The sequence below is a fragment of the Rothia sp. HMSC067H10 genome (assembly GCF_001810635.1).
Taxonomy (GTDB): domain Bacteria; phylum Actinomycetota; class Actinomycetes; order Actinomycetales; family Micrococcaceae; genus Rothia; species Rothia dentocariosa.
In genome coordinates this window covers 21,077-34,097 of the sequence record NZ_KV802288.1, presented here as the reverse complement: position 1 = coordinate 34,097, position 13,021 = coordinate 21,077, and the positions used below count along the sequence as shown (strand labels likewise).

At 51.7% G+C, this 13,021-nt stretch carries 12 protein-coding genes; 7 read left to right on the top strand and 5 right to left on the bottom strand.

What is annotated here, in order from left to right:
* Positions 1 to 77: 77 nt before the first annotated feature.
* The 5 genes from gyrB to dnaA form a co-directional block, all read right to left on the bottom strand.
* The gene (gene gyrB / locus HMPREF2756_RS02625; protein ID WP_210393506.1) at positions 78 to 2,138 is read right to left on the bottom strand and encodes a DNA topoisomerase (ATP-hydrolyzing) subunit B; all 2,061 of its coding nucleotides are present in this window, start codon (positions 2,136 to 2,138) and stop codon (positions 78 to 80) included.
* 247 nt (positions 2,139 to 2,385) lie between these two features.
* Positions 2,386 to 3,051: a DciA family protein gene (locus HMPREF2756_RS02620; protein ID WP_048778917.1), complete on the bottom strand. Its 666-nt coding sequence runs from the start codon at positions 3,049 to 3,051 to the stop codon at positions 2,386 to 2,388.
* Positions 3,048 to 4,259, bottom strand: a complete 1,212-nt coding sequence (gene recF, locus HMPREF2756_RS02615) for a DNA replication/repair protein RecF (RefSeq protein ID WP_048778919.1) — start codon at positions 4,257 to 4,259, stop codon at positions 3,048 to 3,050. The genes HMPREF2756_RS02620 and recF overlap by 4 nt, the downstream gene beginning before the upstream one ends.
* A gap of 65 nt (positions 4,260 to 4,324) precedes the next feature.
* Positions 4,325 to 5,452, bottom strand: a complete 1,128-nt coding sequence (dnaN, locus tag HMPREF2756_RS02610; RefSeq protein WP_070617998.1) for a DNA polymerase III subunit beta — start codon at positions 5,450 to 5,452, stop codon at positions 4,325 to 4,327.
* Between the two features lie 615 nt (positions 5,453 to 6,067).
* Positions 6,068 to 7,729: a chromosomal replication initiator protein DnaA gene (gene dnaA / locus HMPREF2756_RS02605; protein ID WP_070617995.1), complete on the bottom strand. Its 1,662-nt coding sequence runs from the start codon at positions 7,727 to 7,729 to the stop codon at positions 6,068 to 6,070.
* 445 nt (positions 7,730 to 8,174) lie between these two features.
* Here dnaA and rpmH point away from each other — a divergent pair, with 445 nt between their 5' ends.
* The 7 genes from rpmH (at position 8,175) to HMPREF2756_RS02570 (ending at position 12,848) form a co-directional block, all read left to right on the top strand.
* Complete coding sequence (gene rpmH / locus HMPREF2756_RS02600) at positions 8,175 to 8,312, top strand: 50S ribosomal protein L34 (protein WP_004005930.1); 138 nt, start codon at positions 8,175 to 8,177, stop codon at positions 8,310 to 8,312.
* 64 nt (positions 8,313 to 8,376) lie between these two features.
* Complete coding sequence (gene rnpA / locus HMPREF2756_RS02595) at positions 8,377 to 8,781, top strand: ribonuclease P protein component (protein ID WP_083301653.1); 405 nt, start codon at positions 8,377 to 8,379, stop codon at positions 8,779 to 8,781.
* Positions 8,762 to 9,208 (top strand): membrane protein insertion efficiency factor YidD, encoded by a 447-nt coding sequence (gene yidD, locus HMPREF2756_RS02590; protein ID WP_048778925.1) that lies wholly within the window; start codon positions 8,762 to 8,764, stop codon positions 9,206 to 9,208. The genes rnpA and yidD overlap by 20 nt, the downstream gene beginning before the upstream one ends.
* 54 nt (positions 9,209 to 9,262) lie before the next feature.
* Complete coding sequence (gene yidC, locus HMPREF2756_RS02585; protein WP_070617986.1) at positions 9,263 to 10,291, top strand: membrane protein insertase YidC; 1,029 nt, start codon at positions 9,263 to 9,265, stop codon at positions 10,289 to 10,291.
* A gap of 29 nt (positions 10,292 to 10,320) precedes the next feature.
* A complete protein-coding gene (locus tag HMPREF2756_RS02580) occupies positions 10,321 to 10,875 on the top strand; it encodes a Jag family protein (RefSeq protein WP_070617984.1) in 555 nt (184 codons plus the stop codon).
* Positions 10,876 to 11,508, top strand: a complete 633-nt coding sequence (gene rsmG, locus HMPREF2756_RS02575) for a 16S rRNA (guanine(527)-N(7))-methyltransferase RsmG (protein WP_004005935.1) — start codon at positions 10,876 to 10,878, stop codon at positions 11,506 to 11,508. It abuts the gene before it with no gap.
* A 503-nt stretch (positions 11,509 to 12,011) separates the two neighbouring features.
* Complete coding sequence (locus tag HMPREF2756_RS02570; protein ID WP_004005936.1) at positions 12,012 to 12,848, top strand: ParA family protein; 837 nt, start codon at positions 12,012 to 12,014, stop codon at positions 12,846 to 12,848.
* The last annotated feature ends 173 nt before the right edge of the window (positions 12,849 to 13,021 follow it).

Below are 13,021 nucleotides of genomic sequence, written 5' to 3'. Positions count from 1 at the left end.
GTTTTTCCGTTCCTCTGTGACTCTCTCGCTTATATTCCGTTTGGGAAATATAGCCAACTGGCTATATGCCAAACTCTTTAGATATCGAGGAATCGAATGTCCTTGGCGTTCTGCTGAATAAAGTCGCGGCGGGCTTCTACATCCTCACCCATCAGAACCGAGAAGATCTGATCGGCTGCAGCCGCATCCTCCATCTTCACCTGAAGCAGGGTACGGCGTTGAGGATCCATTGTGGTTTCCCACAGCTCGGTATAATCCATCTCGCCAAGACCCTTGTAACGCTGAATGCCGTTGTCTTTGGGTAGACGCTGATTCTTTGCCTGACCGCGTGCCAAAGCCTCATCTCGCTCGGCATCAGAGAACACATAATCGTGCGGGGCATTTGACCACTTGATGCGATACAGCGGAGGCTGTGCCAAATACACATATCCGGCTTCGATAAGCGGACGCATAAAGCGGAAGAGCAGGGTTAGCAATAGGGTGGTGATGTGCTGGCCATCCACATCGGCATCTGCCATGAGAACGATCTTGTGGTAGCGTGCTTTCTCCAGGTCGAAATCGTCGCCAATACCGGTACCGAAAGCCGTAATCATAGCCTGAATCTCAGCATTGGAAAGCGCTCGATCGAGGCGGGCACGCTCCACGTTGAGGATCTTACCGCGCAGCGGCAAAATGGCTTGGCTATTTGGATCGCGCCCCTGCACTGCCGAACCGCCTGCGGAGTCACCCTCCACCAGATAAATTTCGGAGATCGACGGATCCTTTGAGGCACAGTCCTTGAGTTTACCGGGCATGGAGCTGGTCTCCAGCAGACCCTTGCGCCGAGTCGTTTCTCGCGCTTTACGTGCCGCCATACGTGCCTGTGCCGCCGTAATAGCGCGGCGCACCACATCTTTGGCAACAGCAGGATTACGATCGAACCAATCGGCCATATGATCGTTAATCTCGCGCTGGGTAAAGGATTTTGCTTCGGAGTTACCGAGCTTCGTCTTCGTCTGCCCTTCGAACTGCGGCTCGGAAATCTTAATCGAAATAACCGCGGTCAGACCCTCACGCACGTCTTCACCGGTGAGGTTATCGTCTTTATCGCGCAGCAGTTTATTTTCGCGAGCATAACGATTCACCAGAGACGTCAGCGCAGCACGGAAACCCTCTTCGTGAGTACCGCCTTCGTGGGTGTTGATCGTATTCGCATAGGAGTGCACCGACTCTTTATACGACCCGGTCCATTGCATAGCCACCTCAAGCGCCATACGACGCACGGTGTCCTCAGCCTCAAAGTAGATAATATCTTCGTTAATAACGGTTTTTGAACCCGCGTTGAGAAAGTGCACGTAGTCGAAAAGACCATTATCGTAACGATAGGTGACCGTGCGGTGCCCTTCGGAGTTTGCGCCTACACGGTTGAGGGGAAGAACTTTATCCTTTTCATCCTCTTCTTCGGCAACCTCATCGCCCCCCTCAAACTGGTCACGCTCATCGGTGAGAGAAATTGTCAGTCCCTTGTTCAGGAACGCCATCTGCTGGAACCTAGCACGCAGAGTCTCAAACTCAAACTCAACGGTCTCAAAAATCTCGGGATCAGGGTAGAACGTCTGAATAGTACCGGTCTTCTGAGAGGCTTTACCGCGGCGCAGGGGACCATCGGGAATACCACCGTTAGCAAAAGAAATGTGCCAGGAATAACCCTGACGGTGGACTTCGGTTACAACCTTTTTTGAGAGCGCATTAACGACAGAAATACCCACGCCGTGCAAACCACCGGAAACGGCATATCCGCCGCCGCCGAATTTACCGCCAGCGTGAAGAACAGTCATAACGACCTCGACCGTGGATTTATGCTCAGTTGGATGCTCATCCACGGGAATACCGCGGCCATCATCTTGAACGCGCACGCCACCATCGGCCTGAATTGTAACTTCAATATGACTTGCGTAACCTGCGAGCGCCTCATCTACGGAGTTATCGACCACCTCGTAAACCAGATGGTGTAGACCGCGTTCGGTTGTCGAGCCGATATACATACCGGGACGTTTACGAACCGCTTCCAGACCCTCCAAAACGGTAATGTCAGATGCGCCGTATTCATGGGGTTGTTCAGATGTCACGAGTGCGTAACTCCTTGGGGTAGATCTCATGCCCGGTGATGTATCACCGCTGCACCTAGATGAGCGCAGCATCAGCATATTCTCTAATATTCTACCGAATTTCACGACTTTACGCCCATATTTTGAAGGGCGTGGAACGGCTTATTTCGAATATACAGCCTTCTAAGGCTTTTCTGAGCATACTCACCCCGGTATGCGGTGGGGGATATATACCGTACCGTTATTTTCGTTTCCGGCGATTTAGGCCCTTATGACGCAAAGGTGTCAAATAAGCGGGTTATCCGTAGGTGTCTCGTACCCCTCGGCCTCCCGGTGCTCGTTTAGGACCGCGCGATGCCCAGCGCCCGTTATTCGGCCCGTAAATACGGATGTTCGCCACCACGCCTTCACCAAGCTCACGCGCGAACATCTGCACAATTTGATTACGCATGAGCCTAAGCTGCGTTGCCCAAGCGGTCGAATCACACTGCACATCGACCACGGCATTCTCAAAGCGCGTTGGTTTAGCGTGCGTGGCAAGTTCGGGCCCAACGAGTTCACTCCATCGCGCCATGACGCTGGAGACCGCCACGGGTTCTTTCCACCCGCGAGAACGAATTAGGTACGAGATCACGCCGTCAAGCGGTTTCGGATCGCGAGAATCTTCTCCAGAGGCGGTATAGCCGCCCAACGCACGCATATCGACCCGCTGGGCGCGAGTTTTCCGCTGTCCCGGTTCGGCGCTCATGGCAGAGCCAAATTCACGAAGAATCTTTTTTGCAGAGAATGCGTTGAGTCGCCCCTCGCCGCGGGCTGCTGCGGCGGCACGCATCCGTTCTACTATGGCGGCGGGGGCATCGACCTCATCACGATAGTATTCTTGCTCGGGATCAAGTGAAGATTCTTCATGATTCGACGGTTGCGTGCCTATTTCCTCACCGTCATCCCAGAGTTTCTCGCTCATGAGGACAAATCCTCAGTCTGCGGTGTGTCTGTCGTTTCGGGCGCATATTCGGCGTGAGCGGCACTCACCCGCACTAAGCGGTACGTCCCCAGTTCTTCGGGAATATCGCTCAGCACGGCGCTAGTGAGCAAAACCTGTTCTGCCTGGGCTACTAAAGCACCGAGACGGTGACGTCGTTCTGAATCTAGTTCGGCAAAAACATCGTCAAGAATAAGAATGGGGGAGGACCCGGGGGAATCGTCATCGGCACGATGCACAAACCAGGAAGCCAACCGTAAAGAAAGCGCAACCGACCAGCTTTCCCCGTGAGAGGCAAATTGTTTAACAGCTAACCCGCCCAAAAGCAGCGTTATATCGTCCCGATGCGGTCCCACCAGAGTCACCCCGCGTTCCAGTTCGGCGGCACGACGCTCGCGCAAGCGCTGCGCCATCGCATCTTTAATATCGTCGATGCTCATACGCGAAACATGTTCGAGCCCTCGCTCGGTGATCTCGGGAAAAACCGTCGAATCGTAGGTAAATGAAATGTTCTTTGACCCATCGGTAAGCCCGGCGTAGGCGCGCCTCAGGTGGGGAAGCAGAAGCCATAGAACACGAAATCGTGCTGCGAGGAGCTGTGCCCCTAGCTGAGCCAATTGTTCCGACCACACATCAAGGGTGTGCATCGCGTTTTCATCGTCTGCCGCCAAGGAACCGCGGCGCTGTAATGTTTTCAACAGCGAATTGCGCTGGCGCAAAATGCGTTCGTATTCCTGACGGTACCCGGCAACAACGGGTCGCAGCGAAACCGCTAAATCATCAATAAAACGACGTCGCCCCGCGGGTTCACCCTTGACGAGCTGCAAATCTTCGGGCGAGAACAACACGGTGCGCGTAATCCCTAGGGCTTCGCGGGCGCGCACGGGAGCGGCTCGATTGATGCGCACCCGATTGCTCGCCCCGGGTGCTATCTCGAATTCGGTGACCGTTTGTTGTGAACCGCGTACCGTGCGCACACGAATATAGGCTCGGGATGCGCCCACCCGCACGAGCGGACCATCATGGCTTACGCGGTGCGAGGAAAGGTTCGCGGTGTAGTCGATAGCCTCAATAATATTGGTTTTTCCAACACCGTTAGGCCCTAAAAAAACGGTAACTCCGGCGCTCAGCGGCAGATTGAGAAGGGGGTAGGTGCGGTAATCAAGAAGCGAAAGATGATCAAGATACACAATACCCCCTTCTATAAAAACGAATGTTTATTCTAATTTTCTATGCCCTGTACTGGAATGCACGATTAGTTAGCGGGCAGGCGAATCGGCTGAACCAGGTACCGGTAGCTAAGATCTTCTTCACTTAGCGGTTCGTCCTGGCCGGAGAGCACGGCAGGTTTAGGAGCCTCAGTAAAGGAGAAACGTACAAAGTCGGTATCAAAGGCACCCAGTCCCTCCGAAAGGTACGTGGGGTTGTATGCCACCGTAATTTCGTGACCGTCCAGTTGCGCGGGCATCGATTCGGATGCGCGAGCCTCATCGCCGCGCCCGGCATCGATCGAGACCTTTCCGTCTTCGGTGAACTGAAGGCGCAGGGGAGTGTTACGTTCCGCCACGAGGGAAATACGGCGCGCCGCCTCCGCCAAATCTGATGTACGGACCACAGCATGAACCGCGGTTTCGGTTGGGAAGAGGGCACGAAGATTCGGGTACTGACCGTCCATGAGAACACTCGTAGTTCGGCGAGAGCCTGCGGAGAAACCGATAAGATCGCCATTTTCAGGAAGTGCGATAGAAAGCTCTCCCGAGCTTGAGAGGGTACGCCCCACCTCGGTCATGGTTTTGGCCTTGAGCAGAACCGCAGCCTCAATATCAGGATTCTCAGGGTTCCAGGTAATTTCGCGCATTGCCAGGCGGTACCGGTCGGTAGCAAGAAGAGTCATGGTTGAACCGGAGATTTCCAGGCGAATACCGGTAAGCAACGGCAAAGTTTCGTCTTTGGAAACCGCGATCTGAACCTGGGAGACAGCTTTAGCGAACTCCGCGCCATCAACGGTACCGGAGATCCGCGGTAGTTCAGGAAGCTCCGGATAGTCCGCCACCGGCATACCCGCTAACTGGAACTTTGCGGAACGACAGGTCATAAAGATTGTGGAGTCATTAGCAACGAACTCAACATCTGCATTAGGCAGCGAACGGCAAATTTCGGCAAGCATCTTACCCGGTACTAAACAGGTTCCTTCCTGCTCTACCGACGCCTCAATCGTCTGCTTAGCACTGATTTCATGATCAAAGCTCGAAATAGAAACCTCACCACTTTCAGCTTTGATGAGAAGACCGTTGAGCACGGGAGAGGTGGGACGAAGAGGTAGCGAGCGTGCGGTCCAACCAACCGCCTCGGCAAGTACGTCACGTTCAACGGTAAATTTCATCAAAGAGCCTTTCGGTGATGAAGCAAACGGGTTTGAAAAACAACGATGATGAGCTCATGTATGCGTATGGAATTGAGAACCCTACATCGTGCGTGTGTAGTTTATGCAAAACTGCATAATCCATCCTACCGGATACAGGTTCGTGAAGGAGAGGGTACAGGTTAGTTCCGCTCAGAGGGTTTAGAAAATTTTGTAATTACATCTTCAGGAAGGTAGAACATGCAGGACAGCTTCAGAAGGTTATGAAAATTGTAATTACAAAAATCTGGTGCTGTTGTCTCACTACCATAGTCAAAATAGTTGGATACTGCGTTCGATTGGACCTGCATGGGTGCGCTTCATGTTATGTGAGGGTGTTTTCTTTAAAGTACAGTAATGTTAATAACCCCTGTGGATATCGTGGAAAAACCGGAGTTTCCCTGTAAAATCAAGGAAATCATCTGTGGATATTAAGTGGACAAAAATTAGCGTTTCTGAGGATGTATTGTGTATGGATATTTATACATCTACTTTCGTCCACACATCATGAATAATCATGCACTTAATATCCACTTAACGCCCCGGTTTAACACACACGTTATCCACAGGCTGTTTAAACCTTGAAATTCCGGGGAACTACCGGCTTTCACGCTGATCCTGCTTGATTTTGTTCGTCAAATCGGTGACCTGGTTAAAGGTAGTGCGTCGTTCGGCCATTTGTGCACCCACCTTCCGTACCGCGTGCATAACCGTTGTGTGGTCGCGGCCGCCTAATTCCTGCCCGATGCGCGGCAACGACATATCCGTAAGCTCACGCAGTAAGTACATGGCAATCTGACGCGCATTTGTGAGGGTTCGAGTGCGGGATTTTGACCGTAAATCCTCTAGAGTCACATCGAAATAGGAAGCCGTGGTCGCCAGCACTTGCCCCGAGGTAATTTCGGCGTCGCCCGCATCTGTAATGAGATCCTTGAGCACAACTTCGGCTAAGGCAACATCGACGGGCTGTTTATTAAGCGAGGCGAATGCCGTTACACGAATGAGCGCGCCCTCCAACTCGCGGATATTCGCCGTAATATGTGATGCAATATATTCCATCACATCATCGGGAACGTTGAGCGATTCACTCTGCGCCTTCTTACGCAAAATAGCGATACGAGTCTCCAGCTCGGGAGGCTGAACATCGGTAATCAGACCCCACTCGAAGCGTGAACGCATACGCTCGGCGAACCCGGTGAGCTGTTTTGGCGGCAAATCAGAAGTAATCACAACCTGCTTTTGGTGATTATGCAGGGCATTAAAAGTATGGAAGAACTCTTCCTGTGTATGTTCTTTACCCGCCAAAAACTGGATATCGTCGATCAGAAGCATATCGACATTGCGGTAAATCTGTTTGAAGGATGATCCTTCATCGTCACGAATCGAATTGATGAAATCGTTCGTGAACTCCTCAGAATTTACGTACCGCACGCGCAAGCTCGGGAAAAGATGCTTGGCATAGTGCCCGATCGCGTGCAGGAGGTGGGTTTTACCCAGTCCCGAATCGCCATAAATAAAGAGGGGGTTATAGGCTTGGGCGGGGGATTCGGAAACAGCAAATGCTGCGGCGTGTGCAAAGCGGTTAGACTGACCAATCACAAAAGTATCGAAGGTGTAATTCGGGTTTAGACGTGCCGAAGAATCCCAACCGGAATCCGAAGGAACAGCGGTATGAGTATCCGCGGGTGGGGAAGAAATATCCTCAGTCTCTGCAGGAGAAGAAGTCGGCTGAGCGGGAACGGCAGAGTCCACATGATGTGGCGTGTGTACTTCGGAAAAATCGGTGGGGGAGGGGGAAGAACTCTGCGGGCGCTCGGCAAAAATGGCGGGATCAACCGGTGACGCTGCCGGTGCATCGGCAACGGGCACATCCGCAGTTTGAGGCGGCGGTACAGGGGTGTGGAGCTCGGCCTCAACCTCATGAAGTGGGGGCATAGGAGAATCATCTTCGATCTGCGGTATCGAAGGCGAAACTGTCTGAGATGTTTGTGCAAGCGATTCATCAATCGTAAAAGCCTCTGATACACCGGGACCAAAAACGGTGGTCAGAGCCTGTTGGAAGGGCGCCTTGAGCTGAGACTGAAAAATATTGCGGGTTAGTTCACTGGGAACGGCAATCAGAAGAACGGTTCCCACGAAAGCCTGAGGCTGCGCAAGACTCACAAAACCACGCAGACGCTGAGAGACCTCAGGATTCGCTTGCAGAATGCTTATGACCTGTTCCCAGTGTTTCTGAAGCTGCGTGTGCTCAGCGTTCATCAGTGATTCCCCTCGTAAAGATGACAAAGATATGTACAGATTCTACCGTAGGTTATACACATCATAAACAGCTTATCCACAGGAGTTATACACAATGTGGAAAAAAATGTGTCTTTCCTGAGGATAACCGGTTGAAAAATTCTTGAATTTCGTTATTTTTCCTTGATATATCAAGGAAATTAAGTGTATAACAAGGATGTGGAAAACTGTGGATATGATGTTTTGAAGGCCCGTTGAGAACATCTGTGGATAGTCTAATCCCCACAACCTGGGGATAACTCGGGGTTATGTGAGGGGCGGATTAACTTGCTTTGCAGCATAGACTCTTCTAGAGTTGTTCTGTTGTATGTGTACCGCCTACCTCGAAGTGTCGAGGTACCATCGGGCACGAAAAAGCTTAGAAATCCTAGCCAGCGGGTAGGATTTTGTGTCCAAGGAGATAAGTATGAGTAAACGTACTTTCCAGCCGAATAACCGCCGTCGTGCGAAGAAACACGGTTTCCGTCTTCGTATGCGCACTCGTGCCGGTCGTTCTATCCTGTCGAACCGTCGTTCCAAGGGTCGTTCCAAGCTTTCGGCATAAAGAACTCAGCAAAACCCGCTAATGCATTCGTGTTAGCGGGTTTTCCACTACAGGGAAGGAAAACGTGCTGCCAATCCAGCACCGGATGCGCACCAGCTCCCAATTTTCCGCGACTTTTCGTTCCGGTACCCGCTCAGGGCGCCGGAACTTAGTTGTATATACGGCTCAAAAACCCGGAAATACAACCCGGATAGGTTTCATTGTGTCAAAAGCCGTCGGAAATGCTGTGACTCGTAACCGTGTTAAACGGCGTTTGCGTGAACTCGCTGCCGCAACCGTTAGCACCTACCCGCAGGGACTATATATTGCCGTGCGGGCGCTTCCCGTATCCGCTGGAGCGAACTGGGAAGAATTACGCGCAGACTATCAAGGTGCCCTAGAATCCTCCCTGAAAAAACTTGACCGTCAAGATCAACGCTGCAATGTTGAAAATCGTGGGGGAGGTAACTATGAACCATCGTCGATGTGATGAGCGTTTTCACCCTCATCACAGCAGCACACATCATCCCCACACACATCAGCTTGATCCCGATGAACGCCTCGCACAAGCGCCCCATGAGTTTGTGCATCCGGTATCTTTTTTACATGCGGTCTACACCTTGCCGCAGAACATTCTGATTGGGCTTATTAAGGCTTACCGTAAAGTCGTATCCCCACTCTATGGGGATGTGTGCCGATATTATCCGACCTGCTCCGCCTACGGGTTGGAAGCGGTCACCACTCATGGAGCTCTCGGCGGTCTCAGCCTGACTGTGCGGCGCATCCTGCGGTGTAATCCCTGGGCAACCGGCGGAGTTGACCCTGTCCCGCCCGGAAAACGGGCCTTTACCCCCGGTCAGGAACCTAAAATTATTCTCCTGAACCATCCCCTAGAAACTCACTCGAACAACCACTAACGGTTGTCGAGATTCCTACAAAGACTTAGCCGAGTCATAAGGAGAAAAACTCCCGTGAACATTTTTGACATGATCCTTTGGCCTTTTAAATTGGCCGTGTCTGCGGTGCTGTGGTTCTTCCACACGATCTTTACCAGTATTGGTATGGATCCGTCTTCGGGCTTTACTTGGGTGCTGTGCATTATCTGTCTGACTCTCGTGATGCGTGCCGTAACTATTCCCCTATTTATGCGCCAAATTAAGTCGATGCGCGGTATGAACGCCATGCAGGGCGATATTGCAAAGCTGCAGGCCAAATACAAGGGTAAAAAAGATCAGCTTTCCCGCCAGGCTATGGCGCAGGAGCAGATGGCACTATTCAAGAAGCACGGCACCAGCCCTTTCTCATCCTGTTTACCGATTATCGCGCAGATGCCGATCTTTTTCGGTCTTTACCAGGTGCTCATGGGTGTTTCCGGAGCAGCTGCTAAAAATGAAGGCATTCTGCTGCTTCCCGCGGAACTGGTTAAACAGTTCAACGAAGCCTATATCTTTGGGGCACCCATTTTCTCGACCATGATGAACCCCGGCAACGGCAACCATGCTGCCACCATTGCTCAGGCCATCATCATGATTCTGCTCATGAGTGGTACCCAATTCTTCATCCAGAAACAGCTCAGCGCCAAGAATATTTCCGAGGCAGCCAAAAGCTCCCCAATGTTCCGTCAGCAGCAGATGATGATGTACGTTTTTCCCCTTATCTTCGCGGTGACGGGCATTAACTTCCCTCTTGGTGTGATGTACTACTGGACCGTCTCAAACTTCTGGGCTCTCGGGCAGCAGTGGTGGGTTATCCGCAATAATCCTACTCCCGGTTCCCAGGCTGAGAAGGAGCTCAACGAACGCCGTGCCGCTAAAGGTTTGCCCCCCGTTGGAAAAACCAAAGAACAGCACGAAAAAGAGCTTGAGGAGGCGCGTGAGCGTGCCGCCGCGGGCCAGCGTCAGCAACCCATGAGTAAGAAACGCCAGAAACAGCAGCAGCGTAAAGGCGGCGGGCAGAACAATTCGGGCAATAAAAACTCGAATAAGCCGAAACTCAACTAAACACAGCATCGATAAATTCAAGGAAAACCATGACTGAAATATTTGAAGAAACCGCAGAATCGCCAAGCACCGCATCGGAAGCTGAGGCTGTCGAAGAAATCGACGAAATCAGCATGATTGAGGAAGAAGGGGATATAGCCGCTGACTACCTCGAAGAACTTCTCGATATTGTTGATCTTGACGGAGATATTGATATTGAGGTGCGCAACCAGCGCATCTATCTCTCTGTAGTGAATGATGACGATGGGAACGAAGATCTGCGCCACCTTGTTGGTCGCCGCGGTGAGGTCTTAGACGCTCTGCAGGAACTCGTGCGTCTGTCGGTTCTGGCCGCCAGCGGCAACCGTTCGCGTCTTATTCTCGATATTGCGGGTTACCGTGCACAACGTCGAGAACAGCTCACCGAAATAGCCCTCGACGCCGTCGAGAAGGTGCGTGCCTCCGGCGAAGATTTCCACCTGAAACCACTGGGCGCCTATGAACGCAAGGTTGTACACGATGTGGTTGCTGAACAGGGGCTCTACAGCGAATCCGAAGGCGAAGGCACACATCGCCATGTGGTGATTTCCCTTCCGGAGGCGTAAATGACGGTTCCTTGTGAAGGTCAAGACCTTGTAGCCGCCACCGCAATTTTTGGTGATCGTCTTCCTCTGGCACAGCGCTATGTGGAACATTTGGCGACGACGGGGATTGAGCGCGGGCTCATTGGTCCGCGCGAAGTACCGCGCCTGTGGGCTCGTCACGTACTCAATTGTGCCGCCGTGCAGGAATATATCGCCGAAGGCGCATCCGTGGCGGATGTAGGCTCTGGAGCGGGTCTGCCGGGGCTTTGTCTGGCTATTGCCCGCCCCGATCTATCAATCACGCTCATAGAGCCTCTGGAACGCCGTGTGATATGGCTTCATGAAGTGGTTGAGGATCTAGGCCTTGAGAACGTAAAAATTCTGCGTTCCCGGGCCGAGCAGGCTGTCGGGCAGGTTGAAGCCGATGTGGTGACTGCTCGCGCCGTATCTGCGCTGGTGGGTCTTGTGGATATTACCCTGCCGATTTTACGTGGTACCGGTGAGCTTCTGGCTCTCAAAGGGCGTTCTGCACGGGAGGAAATCAAGAAGGCTAAGAAAAAACTCAACCGTTTCGGGGCTCGCGAGACTGAAATCCTGACGGCGGGGGAGGGGCTGCTGGATGAGCCCACAACCGTTGTGCGAGTTACACTCTAGTCTCGATAAACTCTGAAGCTGCGAGCTTCATAGGGGTTGAAGATACATTCTCAGATGTATCTTCAACCCTTTTCTTATGCTCGTTGCCTGATAGCGGAGAAAGAGTTTGTGGTACACAAGAGATGAAAGGGAACTTTCGGCGGGGCACCGTAGTTTTTCTTGAATGTGGAATACTAAAAATAAGTAATAGAACTTGTATAAATTTTCCTGGCTGAGAGGTTGATAATCGGTTCATGATGCTGTGCTGAGAGTGAATTACTTGGGGATGAAATCATAAATTTTCGTGAAAAAATACGAATCCTAGACAACTTGTCGAGGGTGTACGTGGTATATCGCTGTTTTGACAGGTAATCTTAAAGAGGAACGCAGACCGGAGACAGTATCGGTGTTTCACGTGAAACATCCTTGATACTCCTTTATTCAATGTTTCACGTGAAACATAGTGTGCGTATCTCTATCTGGCGAAAGACACATCAACCATCAGCATCAGGCGCGGAGGATATATGACGATCACCCCCGGTGGCTCGACGCCGCCTTTACTGCCCAAGCCCCCACATACACGCGTCTTTACCATCTCGAATCAGAAGGGTGGAGTCGGTAAAACGAGTACCGCCGTGAACATTGCGGCCGCCCTTGCAGAAGCGGGAATGAACGTTTTGGTCATTGATAATGACCCCCAGGGAAACGCTTCGACGGCTCTCGGTATTGAGCATGGCGTGGAGCTTCCCAGCACTTATAACACTCTGATTGACGATACTCCGCTTTCTGATATTGTGCAGGAGTGCCCCGACCTCGACAATCTATGGTGTGCACCCGCGAATATAGACCTTGCCGGGGCAGAGATTGAACTTGTTTCGGTCGTGGCGCGTGAGAAACGCCTCAAAAACGCTCTGGAGGACTATACTGAGTGGCGTGCCCAGCAGGGGATGGGACGGCTCGACTACGTATTTATCGATTGTCCGCCAAGTTTGGGACTGCTGACCGTTAATGCTTTTGTGGCGGCAGAGGAAATCCTGATTCCTATTCAGTGTGAATACTATGCCCTGGAAGGTTTGAGCCAGCTGCTCAAGAACATTCAGATGATTCAGAAACATCTGAATTCCAATCTAGAGATTAGTACGATTCTGCTGACTATGTACGACGGACGTACCAATCTTGCATATCAGGTAGCGGAAGAGGTACGGGAACATTTCCCAAAGGAAACTCTCCAGACCAAGATTCCACGTTCTGTACGCATTTCGGAGGCTCCGAGCTACCAACAGACCGTTATTAGCTATGATCCAACGTCTACCGGTGCTCAGGCCTATCGTGAAGCGGCGCAGGAAATTGCGCGCCGCTAAGAGGAATACGGAGCATATAGATGCTCTGAAATATCGGCATATCAGGATTGGTAATTACTCCGATATTATCCATAAATAAACTTTTTGAGATTTATATCTAGGGAAATACCGAATTTTCTGAGCGCAGATTTTACGGTGCTGCAAGGTTCATATGAAGTGTAATCGGCATGTAT

Excerpts from the sequence above, each read along its gene's own strand:
- gyrB (WP_210393506.1), bottom strand. The coding sequence starts at position 2,138 with ATGAGATCTACCCCAAGGAGTTACGCACTCGTGACATCTGAACAACCC.
- dnaN (WP_070617998.1), bottom strand. The coding sequence starts at position 5,452 with ATGAAATTTACCGTTGAACGTGACGTACTTGCCGAGGCGGTTGGTTGG.
- HMPREF2756_RS02570 (WP_004005936.1), top strand. The coding sequence starts at position 12,012 with ATGACGATCACCCCCGGTGGCTCGACGCCGCCTTTACTGCCCAAGCCC.
- HMPREF2756_RS02620 (WP_048778917.1), bottom strand. The coding sequence starts at position 3,051 with ATGAGCGAGAAACTCTGGGATGACGGTGAGGAAATAGGCACGCAACCG.
- yidD (WP_048778925.1), top strand. The coding sequence starts at position 8,762 with ATGAACCATCGTCGATGTGATGAGCGTTTTCACCCTCATCACAGCAGC.
- rsmG (WP_004005935.1), top strand. The coding sequence starts at position 10,876 with ATGACGGTTCCTTGTGAAGGTCAAGACCTTGTAGCCGCCACCGCAATT.
- rpmH (WP_004005930.1), top strand. The coding sequence starts at position 8,175 with ATGAGTAAACGTACTTTCCAGCCGAATAACCGCCGTCGTGCGAAGAAA.
- dnaA (WP_070617995.1), bottom strand. The coding sequence starts at position 7,729 with ATGAACGCTGAGCACACGCAGCTTCAGAAACACTGGGAACAGGTCATA.
- HMPREF2756_RS02580 (WP_070617984.1), top strand. The coding sequence starts at position 10,321 with ATGACTGAAATATTTGAAGAAACCGCAGAATCGCCAAGCACCGCATCG.